The organism is Stenotrophomonas sp. GD03930 (assembly GCF_029839665.1).
In the GTDB taxonomy this organism is placed as follows: domain Bacteria; phylum Pseudomonadota; class Gammaproteobacteria; order Xanthomonadales; family Xanthomonadaceae; genus Stenotrophomonas; species Stenotrophomonas forensis.
Genome location: NZ_JAOCAV010000001.1, coordinates 359,801 through 374,275 on the forward strand (window position 1 = coordinate 359,801; position 14,475 = coordinate 374,275).

The 14,475-nt window shown below is 68.6% G+C and carries 15 protein-coding genes; 1 reads left to right on the forward strand and 14 read right to left on the reverse strand.

The annotated features are described in order from the left end of the window. Positions 1 to 9 precede the first annotated feature (9 nt). The 10 genes from N5C18_RS01715 to ffh all read right to left on the reverse strand — a co-directional run bounded on the left by N5C18_RS01715 (position 10) and on the right by ffh (position 7,030). A complete protein-coding gene (locus N5C18_RS01715; RefSeq protein ID WP_279943665.1) occupies positions 10 to 420 on the reverse strand; it encodes a DUF1801 domain-containing protein in 411 nt (136 codons plus the stop codon). Between the two features lie 38 nt (positions 421 to 458). After that, the gene (locus N5C18_RS01720; RefSeq protein WP_164085729.1) at positions 459 to 893 is read right to left on the reverse strand and encodes a DUF1801 domain-containing protein; all 435 of its coding nucleotides are present in this window, start codon (positions 891 to 893) and stop codon (positions 459 to 461) included. Between the two features lie 80 nt (positions 894 to 973). Then, positions 974 to 1,354, reverse strand: a complete 381-nt coding sequence (locus N5C18_RS01725) for a DUF6404 family protein (RefSeq protein WP_279943667.1) — start codon at positions 1,352 to 1,354, stop codon at positions 974 to 976. Between the two features lie 82 nt (positions 1,355 to 1,436). Beyond that, complete coding sequence (gene rplS, locus N5C18_RS01730) at positions 1,437 to 1,838, reverse strand: 50S ribosomal protein L19 (RefSeq protein WP_005408597.1); 402 nt, start codon at positions 1,836 to 1,838, stop codon at positions 1,437 to 1,439. Positions 1,839 to 1,992: 154 nt separating this feature from the next. Next, complete coding sequence (gene trmD / locus N5C18_RS01735) at positions 1,993 to 2,751, reverse strand: tRNA (guanosine(37)-N1)-methyltransferase TrmD (protein WP_049456164.1); 759 nt, start codon at positions 2,749 to 2,751, stop codon at positions 1,993 to 1,995. A gap of 8 nt (positions 2,752 to 2,759) precedes the next feature. Then, the gene (gene rimM / locus N5C18_RS01740; RefSeq protein ID WP_040008492.1) at positions 2,760 to 3,272 is read right to left on the reverse strand and encodes a ribosome maturation factor RimM; all 513 of its coding nucleotides are present in this window, start codon (positions 3,270 to 3,272) and stop codon (positions 2,760 to 2,762) included. Between the two features lie 44 nt (positions 3,273 to 3,316). Beyond that, complete coding sequence (rpsP, locus tag N5C18_RS01745) at positions 3,317 to 3,577, reverse strand: 30S ribosomal protein S16 (RefSeq protein ID WP_005415733.1); 261 nt, start codon at positions 3,575 to 3,577, stop codon at positions 3,317 to 3,319. A gap of 130 nt (positions 3,578 to 3,707) precedes the next feature. Next, positions 3,708 to 4,490 carry an aminotransferase class IV family protein gene (locus N5C18_RS01750; protein WP_279943668.1) on the reverse strand — a complete coding sequence of 261 codons (783 nt, stop codon included), beginning with the start codon at positions 4,488 to 4,490 and terminating at the stop codon, positions 3,708 to 3,710. Further along, entirely contained in the window at positions 4,487 to 5,605 is a 1,119-nt protein-coding gene (locus N5C18_RS01755; protein WP_279944496.1) for a nitronate monooxygenase, read from the reverse strand. Before N5C18_RS01755 ends, N5C18_RS01750 begins: the two co-directional genes overlap by 4 nt. 48 nt (positions 5,606 to 5,653) lie before the next feature. After that, positions 5,654 to 7,030 (reverse strand): signal recognition particle protein, encoded by a 1,377-nt coding sequence (gene ffh / locus N5C18_RS01760; RefSeq protein ID WP_053511887.1) that lies wholly within the window; start codon positions 7,028 to 7,030, stop codon positions 5,654 to 5,656. Positions 7,031 to 7,152: 122 nt separating this feature from the next. On the opposite strand from ffh, the gene ccsA reads away from it, so the two are divergent. Next, the gene (ccsA, locus tag N5C18_RS01765) at positions 7,153 to 7,947 is read left to right on the forward strand and encodes a cytochrome c biogenesis protein CcsA (RefSeq protein WP_049456167.1); all 795 of its coding nucleotides are present in this window, start codon (positions 7,153 to 7,155) and stop codon (positions 7,945 to 7,947) included. Between the two features lie 100 nt (positions 7,948 to 8,047). Here ccsA and N5C18_RS01770 read toward each other — a convergent pair whose 3' ends face one another. The 4 genes from N5C18_RS01770 to radA form a co-directional block, all read right to left on the reverse strand. Continuing rightward, positions 8,048 to 8,512: a hypothetical protein gene (locus N5C18_RS01770; protein ID WP_279943669.1), complete on the reverse strand. Its 465-nt coding sequence runs from the start codon at positions 8,510 to 8,512 to the stop codon at positions 8,048 to 8,050. A 92-nt stretch (positions 8,513 to 8,604) separates the two neighbouring features. Next, positions 8,605 to 10,911: a tetratricopeptide repeat protein gene (locus N5C18_RS01775; protein ID WP_279943670.1), complete on the reverse strand. Its 2,307-nt coding sequence runs from the start codon at positions 10,909 to 10,911 to the stop codon at positions 8,605 to 8,607. Positions 10,912 to 10,959: 48 nt separating this feature from the next. Continuing rightward, the gene (locus N5C18_RS01780) at positions 10,960 to 12,816 is read right to left on the reverse strand and encodes an ATP-binding protein (protein WP_279943671.1); all 1,857 of its coding nucleotides are present in this window, start codon (positions 12,814 to 12,816) and stop codon (positions 10,960 to 10,962) included. Positions 12,817 to 12,991: 175 nt separating this feature from the next. Beyond that, positions 12,992 to 14,368: a DNA repair protein RadA gene (gene radA / locus N5C18_RS01785; RefSeq protein ID WP_279943672.1), complete on the reverse strand. Its 1,377-nt coding sequence runs from the start codon at positions 14,366 to 14,368 to the stop codon at positions 12,992 to 12,994. Between the last annotated feature and the right edge of the window lie 107 nt (positions 14,369 to 14,475).

Consider the following 14,475-nt stretch of genomic DNA (forward strand, 5'->3'; position numbering starts at 1 on the left):
CGGCCGGCTCTACCGTTTCTTCTTTTTCGCCGCGTTGAACGTGGCCGCCTCGCGCAGCAGCGCCTTGAACGCGGCGGCATTGGGCATCGCGCCTTCATGGATGTCGATCGCGCGCCGCGTGTTGCCGTCCAGGCTGGCGTTGAACAGACCCTTCGGGTCCGCCAACGCCGCACCGTTGGCGAAGGTCAGTTTCACCGCTTTCCTGTAGGTCTCGCCGGTACACAGGATGCCGTTGTATTCCCACACCGGCGTGCCGCGCCACTTCCAGGTCTCCTGCACCTCCGGCAGCGCTTCATGGATCAGCGCGCGCACGCGTGCCAGCGTTTCGCCACGCCAGTCGCCCAGTTCGGCGATGCGCGCATCGATCAGTTCAGCCGCCGGGGTTCCGGCATCGGCAGGGTTGGGTGCATGCGTGGCCATCAGGTGCTCTCGTCGGGAAGAAGATCGAAACGTCGGGCTTACATGCGCTCGCCGGGCAATGCGGCCGCCTGCCGCACCCAGTCGAGGAAGCGTGCTTCATCCAGCACGCCGTCCTGCGGGAGGTGCAGGTAGCGCGTATCGGCGCTTCTGGATGGCTCGGGCGGCACCGGCTTCAATGCAGCGCCGCGGAAGAACGCGACCTTGATGTAGCGCGTGAAGCAATGGAAGCTGAGGAACCAGCCTGCGCCCGGGGCCGCCGCATACATCGGCGAATTCCATTTCACCGCCTTGTGCACGCCGGGCACGGCCTGCTCGATCAGCGCATCCAGGCGCTCGCCGATCGGTCGTTTCCAGTCCGGCATCGCCGCGATGTAGGCCTGCACCGTGGCATCGCCCTCGCCCTTGGCGATCTGCGGGTTGCCACCGGACAGCAGCCTGGGAACGGCGGAAGGTGCGGTTCGCTTGGCAGGCATCGCACGGCACGTCCATCTGAGTGGAAAGCGCAGCCTAGCGCGGTGCATGCCTGCCGGTCACGGCGCGCTGCGCCATCGGTTCAGTCCGTCTGGCCGGCCAGGAACTGGCGCCAGCCCGGCAGCTTGCGGTGACGCCGCAGCGCATGCATCAGCGCCGCCATCACCACGCCGAACACAGCGCCGGCCAACAGGCCGGCGGCCAGCAGCAACGCCAGCGGGCGCTCGCTGCCCTGCCACAGCATCAGCCACATCAGCCCGGTCCAGAACAGCCCGAACAACAGGCCCTGCACCAGCGCATTGGTGCCGAAGCCGGCCAGGATCGGCGGCGGCAATGCGACGCCCACGCGCCACAGCAGCCGATGCAACAGCGGGGCCGACTGCGCACGCGCCAGCCCCTTGCTGTCGAGAAAGCGCAGCGCCGACTGGATTGCGGCGGGATAGCGCGGATTGATGTCGCTCATCACCTGATCGTGACCGATGCACGGCCGGAAACGCAAACGGCCACCCGAAGGTGGCCGTCGCGGCAACAACCGAAGTTGTTTATCAGGCCTTTTCGGCCAGACGGGCAGCCTTGGCGGCAGCAGCGGCAGCCAGGTCTTCCTTGATGCGGGCAGCCTTGCCTTCCAGGCCACGCAGGTAGTACAGCTTGCCGGCGCGGACCTTACCACGACGCTTCACTTCGACCGAGTCGATGATGGCGCTGTGGGTCTGGAACACGCGCTCGACGCCGTAGCCGTGCGAGATCTTGCGGACGGTGAACGAGGAGTTCAGGCCGGCATTCTTGGTGGCGATCACAACGCCTTCGTAGGCCTGCACGCGCTCGCGGCTGCCTTCCTTCACCTTCACGTTGACGACAACGGTGTCGCCCTGGCTGAACTTCGGCAGTTCGCGGGTGATCTGGGCGGATTCGAATTCCGCGACGATGGACTTGTTCAGCTTGCTCATGGGTTACACCGATTCTTGTTCGGGTGGGTGTGTCGTTTCGACAACGTAGGCTGATGCAGTCACTGGACTGTGCTGCACGTTTGTTGTGGGTACTGCGCGCGCCGGCCGGGGCTGGCGGGAATTGGCCATGATAGCCGATAAAGCCAGCCCTGCGCTAGGGGCCGGCCTTCTGTTTCAGGGCCTGCCGGGCCTGGTCCAGCAGTTTGCGGTCGGCCTTGCCCAGTGCCTGTTCATCCAGCAGGTCCGGGCGCCGCTGGGCGGTACGGACCAACGACTGCTGGCGGCGCCAGGCAGCGATGGCCGCGTGGTTGCCCGAGCGCAGCACCTCCGGCACGTCACCCAGCGGGTGCTGGGCCGGCTGGCTGTAATGCGGGCAGTCGAGCAGGCCGAGGTCACCCTCGAAGCTGTCCTGCGCCGCCGATTCGGCGTCGTTCAGGGCGCCGTCCTGCAGGCGGGCCACGGCGTCGATGATCACCGCCGCGCCCAGCTCGCCCCCGGACAGCACGTAATCGCCGAGGGAAATCTCCTCGTCGACATTGGCTTCCAGGAAACGCTCGTCGATGCCTTCGTAGCGGCCGCAGAGCAGGACCATGCGCGGCAATGCCGCCAGTTCCCGCACCTTGGCCTGGGTCAGCGGTGCGCCCTGCGGGCTGAGGTAGATCACCCGCGCCGGGGCCGGGTCGGCATCGCGGATCGCCTGCAGGCAGGCCTGCAACGGCTCGATCAGCATCACCATGCCCGGGCCACCGCCGAACGGACGGTCGTCCACCCGGCGGTAGTTGCCTTCGGCGTAATCACGGGGATTCCAGCCATGCAGGCTGAACAGGCCCTTCTCCTGCGCACGCCCGACCACGCCCAACCCAGCGGACTGGGCGAGGAACTCGGGGAACAGGGTGATGACGTCGAAACGCATGCTCACACTCAGAACTCGGGATCCCAGTCGACCACGACCAGGTTGGCCTCGAAGTCGACCGATTTGACGAAGTCCGGCTGCACGAACGGAATCATCCGCTCGCGGTCACCACGGACCACCACCACGTCGTTGGCGCCGGTGCTGAACAGGTGCGAGACCTGGCCCAGGGCAACGCCCTCGGTGGTCTTCACGTCCAGGCCTTCCAGGTCCACCCAGTAGTACTCATCGGGCTTCGGCGGCGGCAACGCACTGCGCGCCACGTAAACCTCGGTGCCGTGCATTGCTTCGACGGTATCGCGGTCCTCGACGCCGGGGAAACGGGCGACCAGGTGCTTGCCGCTGTCGCGGCCACGCACACCTTCAATCGTGGTTTCCACGCCGGACGGGCTGCGCACGATCCACGGCTGGTAACGGAAAATGGCGGAACGTGGCTCGGTCCAGGACTCGAGCTTGATCTCGCCGCGCACACCAAAAGCGCCGACAACCCTGCCCAGCAGGATGCGGCGCTCGATATCTTTCATCTGCTTCAACCAAGAGGGCCACGCCGAAGCGTGGCCCGTCAGGATCAGGCCGCAGCGGCCTGGGACTTGGTCGCTTCCTTGATCAGGTTGCGGACCTTGTCGGTCGGCTGGGCGCCGTTCTTGACCCAATGGTCAACGCGGGCCAGGTCCAGCTCGATGCGCTTCTCGGCGCCCTGGGCGACCGGGTTGTAGAAGCCAACGCGCTCGATGTTGCGGCCGTCGCGCGCGCTGCGCACGTCGGTGACGATGATGTGGTAGAACGGACGCTTCTTGGCGCCGCCGCGGGTCAGTCGAATCTTGACCATGGTGTTTTTCCTATTGCCCAGTCGCCAGGATGGCGAGGTAAGCGGGCGATTATAGCGGCAGAGCCGGGCCGAGCCAACCCCGGCGGTGCCCGACCTTCACGGTAGCACCGGGCCCTGCCCGGCGGGGCTTTCAGCCCAGATCGTCCCAAGGCACCCCTGCCAGCACCGACCTGCCCTGTTCAGCCAGCGCCTGCGAACCCGGCAGGACCTGCCCGTCGATGGCCTCCAGCGCCCACACGCCGCTGGCATTGCAGGCGAAGGCCGCCTTCACGCCGTCCAGGGCCGCCCGCGGGAGGGGCCGGGTGACCTGCGGGCCGGGCCAGTGCTGCATCAGCAGGCGCTCGGCGGTACCCCGCAGGGCCGGGGCGCGCGGCCAAAGCAACTGGTGACCGTCGTGGACGGCCAGGTTCCAGGTCGTGCCTTCGCTGATGCAGTCGTCGCTGCCGACCAGCAAGGCATCGTCGAAGCCCTCGGCCATCGCCGCACGCCGCTCGGCGAACAGGCCGAAGGTGCCCACGTGCTTGATCTGCGGCAGCTCGCGCTGCCAGGCCACGCTGCGCACCCGCTTGGGTGCGCTCAGTGACACCGGCGCCGAGACGGCCACCAGCACGTCCACCGGCACGGTCGCCAGCGGGCTGCGGAAATCGAAGTGGCGCGAGTACACCGTCACCCGCAGCGAGGCATCGGCCCGCGCCGCCTGCTGCAGCGCCTGCGCCATCCACGCCTGCACCTGCCCCGTATCCAGTTCGCTGCCAAACAGTTCGCGCGTGGCCTGCGACAGCCGCGCCAGATGCAGGTCGAGCCCCTGCACGGCACCGCCGCGCACCTGCAGCGAGGTGAAATGGCCATAGTTGACCAGTGCCGGCAGCAGGTCCTCGACCTGCGCCGGCTGGCCGTTGCAGGTCACCGTCATCGCAGCAGCGCCTGCGCCTGTTGCCACATGCCATGCAGCACGTCGGCGGCCGGCTGTGCCGGGGCCATCCATGCCGACTGCCCGGCCCACGCCTGCATCGCCGCCAGCCGGTTTTCCTGTACGGCCTGCCTGCGCATCGGTGCGGTCAGTCCGCGCTGCACCGGGTACGGGCGCGGTGCAGGTGCGCCGTCCGCGGCGGCGGCGCGCACATAGGGGGTGGCCAGGCCACGACCGAGGCGGCCACTGAAGGCACGCGTCGGCCAAGTATCCTCCGGCTCGCTGGCGGCCAGCCCGTCGGCCCACGCCGAGGCGATCGCCGCTTCGGGCGTGCGCAGGAAGGCCGTGCCGATCTGCACGGCGCTGGCGCCGAGGGTGAGCGCGGCGGCGATGCCACGGCCATCGGCGATGCCACCGGCAGCGATGACCGGAATCCGCAGGTGATCGGCCAGGCGCGGCAGCAGCGCGAACAGCCCGACCAGCTGGCGCTCGGCCATCGCCGGATCAAAGGAACCGCGGTGGCCGCCCGCTTCCACGCCCTGCGCCACCACCGCGTCGGCGCCGGCGTCCTGTGCGGCGCGTGCTTCGGACAAGGTGGTCGCACAGGCGATCCAGGCGATGCCGGCATCCTTCAGCTGCTGCACGTGGCGTGGCTGCAGCACGCCCATGATGGTCGAGGCCACTGCCGGGCGCGCCGCCAGCAGCGCGGCAAACTGTTCTTCGAAGTCGGCAGGCGTGGCATCGGCGGCGCTGGCCGGCACGTCCGGGCCCCACTGTGCGAGGAAGGTGCGGCTGGCAGCCTCGGCGGCAACATCGCGGGTCGGTGCCGGGTCCGGCACCCACAGGTTCACCTGCGCCGGACCGGTGGAAGCGGCACGGAAGTCGTCCATCCATCGGCCGATATCGGCCGATGACGACAGCACTGCGCCCATCGCGCCCATGCTGCCGGCATTGGCCAGCGCGGCCGACAACGACACCGGGCAGGCGCCGGCCATCGGTGCCAGCAGGATCGGAAGCTGCAATGAAAAACGCCGACAGAAGGTGTCGGCGCGTTCAAGAATCGGCGATGCGTTCACGCGACATACCTGTGGGAGAAGTCGCTGCCCAGCATACGCCAGTCGTTGCAATCGGGGCCGGATCCCAATCGGTTCCGGCCCTGATCCGGATCAACGGAACGGCATGCCGCGGCCGCCCATGGCGCCCATCATGCCCTTCATGCTGCGCAGCATGCCCTTCATGCCGCCGCCCGCCATCTTGCTCATCATCTTTTCCATCTGCATGTACTGCTTCATCAGCTTGTTGACGTCGGCCGGGGTCACGCCCGAGCCCTTGGCGATGCGCGCGCGGCGCGAGCCGTTGAGCAGGTTCGGGTTGCGCCGTTCCTTCTTGGTCATCGAGCTGATGATGGCGATCATGCGCGGCACTTCCTTGCCCTGGCTGACCTGCTGCTTCAGATGGTCGGGGATGTTGCCCAGGCCCGGCAGCTTGTCCATCAGGCCGCCGATGCCGCCCATGTTCTGCATCTGCTCCAGCTGGTCGCGCATGTCGTTCAGGTCGAACTTCTTGCCCTTGGCGACCTTCTCGGCCAGCTTGGCGGCCTTGTCCTTGTCGACCTGCTGCTCGACCTGCTCGACCAGCGACAGCACGTCGCCCATGTCGAGGATGCGGCTGGCGATGCGGTCCGGATGGAACACATCCAGGCCTTCCGGCTTTTCGCTGACACCGACGAACTTGATCGGCTTGCCGGTGATGTAGCGCACGCTCAGCGCGGCACCGCCACGGGCGTCACCGTCGGTCTTGGTCAGCACCACGCCGGTCAGCGGCAGTGCATCGCCGAAGGCCTTGGCGGTGTTGGCCGCATCCTGGCCGGTCATGGCATCGACCACGAACAGGGTTTCAGCCGGGTTCACGGCAGCGTGCAGGGCCTTGATCTCGGCCATCATCGCTTCGTCGATGGCCAGGCGGCCGGCGGTATCGACCAGCAGCACGTCGACGAACGACCTGCGCGCATCATCGATGGCGGCGCGGACGATGGCTTCCGGCTTCTGGTCGGCGCTGGACGGGAAGAACAGCACGCCAACCTGCTCGGCGAGGGTCTTCAGCTGCTCGATCGCGGCCGGACGGTAGACGTCGGCCGACACCACCATCACCTTCTTCTTGCGCTTTTCCTTCAGGTGCTTGGCCAGCTTGCCCACGGTGGTGGTCTTGCCGGCGCCCTGCAGGCCCGCCATCAGGATGATGGCCGGGGCTGGAACATTGAGGTTCAGGTCGCTGGCTTCAGCGCCCATCACCGCGGTCAGCTCGTCGCGCACGACCTTGATCAGGGCCTGGCCCGGGGTCAGCGACTTCAGCACTTCCTGGCCGACCGCGCGCACCTTGATGCGCTCGATCAGGGCCTGCACCACCGGCAGCGCGACGTCGGCTTCGAGCAGCGCGATGCGGACCTCGCGGGTCGCCTCGCGGATGTTCTCCTCGGTCAGGCGGCCACGGCCACGCAGGCGCTCGATGGTGCCGGAAAGGCGCTGGGTCAGGGACTCGAACATGCGGTACGACCTGTCTGAAAACGGGGGACAATAAGGCAGACAGTATAACGGGTCCGCCCTACCTGCCGGGCTGCGACGCCGCGGCCGTCGCCACCACCGCAGGGGTATGCGAAACTGCAACGATGACAATCGTTCTCATCGCCGTCCTGCTCTACCTGGCCGCCAGTGCCCTGCTGGTGCGCGCGCTCGGCCGCGATGAAACCACCGGCTCCCCCACCTGGCTGTGGCCGGCGCTGCCGGCGATGCTGCTGCATGGCGGCTACCACGTGATGGTGGCGATGCGCACCAATGGCGGGCCGGACATGCACTTCTTCGCCGCGCTGTCGCTGGTCGGCCTGGGCATGGCCTGGCTGACCTCGCTGGTCGGCGCGCGCGGACGGATGTCGGCGCTGGGCGTGGTGGTGTTCCCGCTGGCCGCGGTGCTGCTGCTGGCCTACCACGGCTACGGCCACGAACCGAGCAAGGTGCTGGGCTGGCGCCTGGCCAGCCACGCCTGGCTGGCGCTGCTGGCCTACGCCACGCTGAGCATCGCCGCACTGCTGGCGATCATGCTGTGGCTGCAGGAGCGCGCACTCCGCCGCCGCGAGTTCCGGCCGTGGCTGCGCGCGCTGCCGCCGCTGGCCGACCTGGAATCGCTGCTGTTCCGGGTCATCACCGTCGGTTTCGCGCTGCTGACCCTGACCCTGGTCACCGGCGTGCTGTTCGTCGACGACCTGCTGGCACAGAAGCTGGTGCACAAGACCGTGCTGAGCGTGCTGTCGTGGATCGTGTTCGGCGTGCTGCTGATCGGCCGCCGCCGCTACGGCTGGCGCGGCATGAAGGCGGTGCACTGGACGCTGGCGGCGATGCTGTTGCTGTTGCTGGCGTTCTTCGGCAGCCAGTTCGTGATCGAACTGGTCTTCGGGCATTCGCGATAGCGGCGTGCCGACCCAGGTCGGCACCCACCCCAACATCACATGGTAGTGCCGGCCGCTGGCCGGCAACTGGACAGCACCCTACGTGGATGCCGTAGGCGGTTCAGGGCACCGGCTGGGCCAGGATCTTCCGCACCGACTGGCCGCGACTGGTCACGATGTCATCGACCTGCCAGCAGCCGTTGCCCTGCCGGACCATCGGTACGCGGGTCAGGCGCCCCTGCTCCCACACGGTGTAGCGCATCTCGACCACGCCGGCGCTGGCCGAATCCTGCTGCCATTGGTAGTCCACCGCGCTGTCGATGTCACCGTCCTGGCCATCCAGCCAAGGGTCCGAATTGATCGTGCAGATGCCCTCCTCGCGCACCTGGCAGGCACGTTCGCCGCGCAGCGCCTTGCCGAATGCCGGGCTGACCAGCGCAGGCGGCGGCTCCAGCAGATCCCCCTTGCCCGTCGTCGCCTCGTAGAACGCGCGCGCCACGGCCACCGGCGCCTGGCAGGCCGGTGCGGCCTGCACGGCGGGGGCCAGCAGCAGCCCGGCGAACACCCACATCCCTGTCTTTCGCATAGGTCTCTCCTTGGGGTAGTGCCGGCCGCTGGCCGGCAACACAGGATCGCATGGCGCTGCCGGCCAGCGGCCGGCACTACCCGATACCGGGCTTACAACCCGTAGCGCTCGATCACGTCCAGGTGCGGCTGGCGGTCCTGGTCACAGGCTTCAGCCAGGCGCAGCCAGCAGTGCGGATGTGGCCACGTCGCGGTCTGCTGCTGCAGGAAGCGATGCAGCGCCAGCGGCGCATGGTCCTGCGGCTGGGCCACGGTGAACAGCACGCCCGGCAGGGTGCCCTCGTCCGCGTCCGGATCGGTCACGGTGTAGTCCGGGCGGCTGTGCGACCAGACCTGCCAACCCTGTGCTTCGGCGGCTTCAACAAAGGCGTTCCAGGCATCTTCGCCCGGGTGCGCGCCATCGATCAGCCAGCTGCGGGCAAAGCCGCCGCGCTCCAGCACATGCACCTGTGCGTAGGTCGGGATGAAATGCTCGCGCGCTTCCTCCTCTTCCGGCGCCGGATGCACCAGCGCGGCATCGAACACCACCCAGTCGCCGACCTGCTGGGCGCGGTTGGCCGGTGCGTTTTCGACGATGCGCGCGGTGACCGGGCCGCTGCGGCGCGCGTAGTACTCCATCGGCTCGCCATGCTCTTCGCTGCGGATGATCACCCAGCCCCAGGGCTCCTCGACCACGCCGTCCTGGCTGGACAGCTCCATGCCGATCGCTGCCGCCGAGCGGCGCACTGCGTCCCAGTCGCGCGCTGCGCTGGCGGCGCTCATGTGATCCCAGTGCGCGGCGTTGGGTTCTTCCAGCAGCTCCACCAGCTGCGCATAGCAGGCCTGTGCTTCGCTGAAGCGGCCGGTTTCCATGTACATCCGCGCCAGCGTGCCGCGCGCACCGTGCGAGCCCGGCGAGGCTGCCAGCAACGCCTGTGCGGCCTGCTCCAGCGCCGGCCAGTCGGACACGCGGCGGGCGCGTTGCACCTCGCACCAGTGCGCGAACACCGGCACGCTGCCGCGATAGACGTCGGCCAGGCGACGCAGGCCATCGTCATCGCCCTGCTCGGTCAGCCAGCGCATCAGGGTGTAGGCCGCCGGGCCGTCTTCCTGCGCGTGCGCCTGCACGAACTGCCACAGCAGCGCGCGCGCCTCGGCGTGCGCACCGCAGGCAGCCAGCGCAGAAGCCGCCGTCTCGGCCAGTGCTTCGTCATCGGGCAGTTGCGCCTGCGCCTGCAGCAGCCATTGCGCCTCGCGTTCGGGGTCACGCGACTGGTTCTGCTCGCCCTGCTCGCTCAGCCAGGCCAGCAGGTCGCCCGCGGGAACCGGCAGCGGCGCCACCTCCGGCAACGCCTCGATGCGCGCCGCCAGCCCAGCCACCAGCGCCGCCGCACCGCGGTCCTGGCGCAACTGCGCCAGATGGGTGCGGGCCAGTGCCAACTGGCGCTGCGCGACCCAGCGCGCACCGCGCTGCAGGGCCAGCTCCAGGCTCAGCGCAGCCACTTCGATCAGCAGGCGGTGCGAACCGACCTGGGCGAAGTGCTCGATGATGGTGGAGTAACGCGTGCCCAGATCCCAGGTGTTGCGTGCCGGATCGCGCTGGCACAGCGCGGCGGCGGTGTTCGCCCACAGCCGCCAGTAGGTGGGGGTCAGTTCACTCCAGGGCACCAGCTGCTGCAGCGCCTCTTCATCGCGTCCCAGCTGGGCCAGCGCCCAGGCCTTGGACAGGCGGCGCGGCACCGTGCAGTTGGCCGGCTCGTACTCACCGGACGCGGCCACTTCGGCCTCGCGCTTCTCGATCAGCAGCAGCGCCTCCTCGGCGCGCCCCATGCCCAGCAGGATCTTGATCTGCATCTCCGGGAAGCTGTCGAACACTTCTTTGCCACAGGCCTCGATCGCATCGGACTGCACCTGCAGGTAGTCGAGCGCATCCTGGCCCCGGCCATCATCGAGCAGCGCGTCGGCCTTCTCGCAGCTCAGGCACTGGAAGCAGGCCCAGCCGGGATTGATGCGCGCCAGCGTTTCATCGCACACCTCGATGCGCTCGGGCACCCAGCCGGGGCCATCGATGTTGCCGTAGCAGGCGGCCAGGTCCTGGGTTACGCAGATCGACTGCGGGCACTCCAGCGTGTCCTCGCGGTGCGCCCGCTCGAACAGCGCCACCGCTTCGCCCAGCGCGCTCTCGCCCTCGACACGATTGCCGACACGGTTGCGCAGCGCCCAATGGCCGACGTAGACGTCGACCCACGGGTTGTCCAGCGCCTTGCCCAGCGCGCGCGCCTCGGGCAGCAGCGCGTCGACGCGGTCGACACGCAGTTCACTCACCTCGTCGGCGAGGCGGTTCAGCAGGTGCGCGTTCTGCGCCTGGCCGGCCTGGCGCAGGTCGCCCTGCAGTTTTTCGACCCAGTTCCAGATGTCCATGGGATAAGTGCTCCTGTCTAGCGAAGGCTGGATGAGAGGGGGCGGTGCTCAGCGCAGCATCTGCTGCAGGGCACCGGCAATATCGGAGAAGGCGCCGTTGAGATCCGGGCCCGGCGTGGCGGTCGCGCGGGCCAGCGGACGGCCCTGCGCGGCAACGATGATCTTCAGCGAGCGCAGCAGGCGCGCCGCGGCTTCGGCCTGCGGATGGCCCTCGCGCTGGGCGCGCAGCAGCGCCTGTACCGCCGGATTGTCGAGATTGAGATACAGCCGCGACGGCGCGCGCGGTTCGATGCGCGCGGTGAACTGCCGCGCCAGGCGCAGCGCCGCCATCGACACACGCTTGTCGTTCTCGTCGTCTTCCAGGCGCTGCTTCAGTTCGGCCTCGCGGTCGGGCACCACCACCACCGGCAGCGCCTCCGGGCTGAAGCGCGCCGGCAGCAGCTGCTCACCGTCACCCAGCTGCTCACGCAACCATGCCAACTGTGTTTCGTCGAGGCTGTCGTCGCTGCGGAACAACGCACGATTGCCCTGCTCGGTGCCGAGTTCGACCAGGCGCAGGCCCTTGGCCTGGGCCCAGCGCCGCAGGAACGGCACCACCGCATAGCGATGGCCATGCGCGACCGGCACGCCCATCGCGCGGAACAGCATTTCCTCGAAGCCGCCACCGTTGTCGAGGATCACGTGCACGGCACCGCGCGCCGGCAATGCACTGGCCGGCAGGTCGCCCTGCGAGGTCGGCACGCGCACGTGTTCCAGCAGCAGGTCGAACAGGCGGTCATCACAGAGTGCCGCGCCCAGCAGCGCCTCGTTGTGACGGGTCAATACGCGCCGCCACGCTTCCGGCTGCTGCCGCGCGATGTCGGCCAGGCCGTCGATCAATGCCTCCAGCAACGCATGCTGCACGGCACGGTACTGGTCATCGCGCTGCAGGTCTTCGCGGCTGGCGGTGGGCGTGAGACGGGATGATTCGATCACCCCGCCGATGAACCCGGCCCACGGCGGCAGCAAGTCGCGCGCATCATCGTCCAGCAGCATGCCGCGCACGAACACCGACAGGTTGCGGTTGTCGCTGGTGCCATAGGTGGCGCCGTCCTGCACCCACAGCAGGCCGGTGGCATCACTGTGGCCATCGGCACGCAGCGGCACGGTGACGATCGGTTCGAAATCGTGCTCGAAGCGAGCGGCGAACTGCAGCGCCTGCCGGCGCGCCTGCACCGGATGCAGCGCGACATCCTGCTGGCCGCGCCACGGCGGCGGCTCAGGGTTGAGCGCCTCGGCTGCGGCGCCGATGAAGATCGGCTCGGACAGCAGCGCGCAGTAGCGGCCCAGCACCTCGTGCAGGCGCGCCTCGTTGGCCAGCGGCAGGAAATCCGGATGCAGCTCCAGCTCCACCTCGGTGCCGACCGCACGTGCCGGCACTTCGCTGACCGTGTACTGCTCGGCGTTGCTGGACACGTACAGATGGCCCAGCTCGGGCGTCTGGTAGGAGGTGGTGCGCACGCTGACCCGGCGCGCCAGCACGAACGCCGACAGGAAGCCCAGGCCGAACATGCCGATCAGGCCATCGTCGTCCTCGCCGCCCTGGCGCAGGCCACGGGTGTAACCGACGCCGACGGTGGCGAGGTAGTCATGGATTTCCTGGCGGGTCAGGCCGGCGCCTGTATCGGTGATGCGCAGCACGCCGGCACCGGCATCGACCTGCACCGCGATGCGCGAGGGTACGTCGACGCCGGGCTGCTCGATGCGGCGACGGATGATCGAGTCGTGCGCGTTCTGCACCAGTTCGCGCAGCGCCACCATCGGGGTGGAATACAGGTGCTTGCCCAGCACCGTCATCAGTCCATTGAGATCGACCCCGGCGCGACGGATTTCGGCGTTGGGGGCGGTGAGCGCGGTGTCCTGCATGTAATCGTTTACTCCTGGGCACGGAAAGACGCCAGAGGGCGCCTTCGTCGAGCGGGAAAAACTAGCACAGCAAGCCTGACCGGTACCGTGTCGGCCGCCGCATCCACGTAGAGTCGAGCTTGCTCGACTGCTGTTCTGCCGGCAGTCGGGCAAGCTCGACTCTACGTAACCTGCATCACGCCGCGTCGATGGCCTCGGACAACCGCTCCACCGCGATCACTTCCATGCCCTTCACCGAGCCGCCCTTGGGCGCGTTGGCCTTGGGCACGATGGCGCGCTTGAACCCATGGGTGGCGGCCTCGCGCAGGCGGTCTTCGCCATTGGGCACCGGACGGATCTCGCCGGACAGGCCGACCTCGCCAAAGGCAATCGTCTTCTCCGCCAGCGGCCGGTCCTGCAGCGAGGACAGCACCGCCAGCAGCACCGGCAGATCGGCGGCGGTTTCCTGCACGCGGATGCCACCAACGACATTGACGAACACGTCCTGGTCGCCGACCAGCACGCCGCCATGACGGTGCAGCACCGCCAGCAGCATGGCCAGGCGGTTCTGCTCCAGGCCAACGGCGACACGGCGCGGATTCGACAGCGGCGAGGCATCGACCAGCGCCTGCACCTCCACCAGCAGCGGCCGGGTGCCCTCGCGGGTGACCATCACGCAGCTGCCTGGCTGGTGGGTACTGCCCCCGGACAGGAAGATCGCCGACGGATTGGAGACCTCCTTCAGGCCCTTGTCGCCCATCGCGAACACGCCCAGCTCGTTGACCGCGCCGAAGCGGTTCTTGAACGCGCGCAACAGGCGGAAGCGGCTGCCGCTCTCACCCTCGAAGTACAGCACCGCATCGACCATGTGCTCCAGCACGCGCGGGCCAGCGATGCCGCCTTCCTTGGTCACGTGGCCGACCAGAAACACGGCGGTGCCGGTCTCCTTGGCGAAGCGCACCAGCCGTGCCGCGCTCTCGCGCACCTGGCTGACCGAGCCGGGCGCGGCGGTCAGGCTCTCGGTCCACAGGGTCTGCACCGAATCGGCCACGATCAGCCGCGGGCCGGCCCTGGACGCATGCTGCAGGATCGATTCAACCCCGGTCTCGGCCAGCGCATTGACGCCGTCCAGCGGCAGCTCCAGCCGATGCGCACGGCCGGCCACCTGGGCCAGCGACTCCTCGCCGGTGACATACAGCACCGGCAGCTCCGCCGCCATCTTCGCCACCGCCTGCAGCAGCAGGGTCGACTTGCCGATGCCCGGATCGCCACCCACCAGCACCACCGCACCTTCGACCAGGCCGCCGCCCAGCACGCGGTCGAACTCGCCGATGCCGGTGGTGACCCGGCGGTGCTCGGTCTGCTCGACATCCTTCAGGGCGGTGATCTTCGGCGGGTCGATCTTGCCGGCCCAGCCGGCCCGGCGCGAGGCCGGCGCCTTGGCCGCCGCCGCGCTCTCCAGCACGATCTCCGACAGCGAGTTCCAGGCATTGCACTCGGTGCACTGGCCCTGCCACTTGCTGTATTCGGCGCCGCATTCATTGCAGACGTAGGCGGTGCGGGCTTTGGCCATCGGATGATTTCCAGCAACGGGAACAGGCGTGGCAGGATAGCCGAGCCGGGTCGCAGGTGCTGCGACCGCTCAAGTCCCGCCCACCTGCGCCGATAGGGGTCGCGGGC

What these genes read in the sequence shown, in the direction of transcription:
- radA (WP_279943672.1), bottom strand. Translation starts at nt 14,368, where the DNA reads ATGGCCAAAGCCCGCACCGCCTACGTCTGCAATGAATGCGGCGCCGAA.
- N5C18_RS01770 (WP_279943669.1), bottom strand. Translation starts at nt 8,512, where the DNA reads ATGCGAAAGACAGGGATGTGGGTGTTCGCCGGGCTGCTGCTGGCCCCC.
- rplS (WP_005408597.1), bottom strand. Translation starts at nt 1,838, where the DNA reads ATGAGCAAGCTGAACAAGTCCATCGTCGCGGAATTCGAATCCGCCCAG.
- N5C18_RS01750 (WP_279943668.1), bottom strand. Translation starts at nt 4,490, where the DNA reads ATGACGGTGACCTGCAACGGCCAGCCGGCGCAGGTCGAGGACCTGCTG.
- N5C18_RS01720 (WP_164085729.1), bottom strand. Translation starts at nt 893, where the DNA reads ATGCCTGCCAAGCGAACCGCACCTTCCGCCGTTCCCAGGCTGCTGTCC.
- N5C18_RS01725 (WP_279943667.1), bottom strand. Translation starts at nt 1,354, where the DNA reads ATGAGCGACATCAATCCGCGCTATCCCGCCGCAATCCAGTCGGCGCTG.
- N5C18_RS01780 (WP_279943671.1), bottom strand. Translation starts at nt 12,816, where the DNA reads ATGCAGGACACCGCGCTCACCGCCCCCAACGCCGAAATCCGTCGCGCC.
- trmD (WP_049456164.1), bottom strand. Translation starts at nt 2,751, where the DNA reads ATGCGTTTCGACGTCATCACCCTGTTCCCCGAGTTCCTCGCCCAGTCC.
- N5C18_RS01775 (WP_279943670.1), bottom strand. Translation starts at nt 10,911, where the DNA reads ATGGACATCTGGAACTGGGTCGAAAAACTGCAGGGCGACCTGCGCCAG.
- ccsA (WP_049456167.1), top strand. Translation starts at nt 7,153, where the DNA reads ATGACAATCGTTCTCATCGCCGTCCTGCTCTACCTGGCCGCCAGTGCC.
- rpsP (WP_005415733.1), bottom strand. Translation starts at nt 3,577, where the DNA reads ATGGTCAAGATTCGACTGACCCGCGGCGGCGCCAAGAAGCGTCCGTTC.
- N5C18_RS01715 (WP_279943665.1), bottom strand. Translation starts at nt 420, where the DNA reads ATGGCCACGCATGCACCCAACCCTGCCGATGCCGGAACCCCGGCGGCT.
- ffh (WP_053511887.1), bottom strand. Translation starts at nt 7,030, where the DNA reads ATGTTCGAGTCCCTGACCCAGCGCCTTTCCGGCACCATCGAGCGCCTG.
- rimM (WP_040008492.1), bottom strand. Translation starts at nt 3,272, where the DNA reads ATGAAAGATATCGAGCGCCGCATCCTGCTGGGCAGGGTTGTCGGCGCT.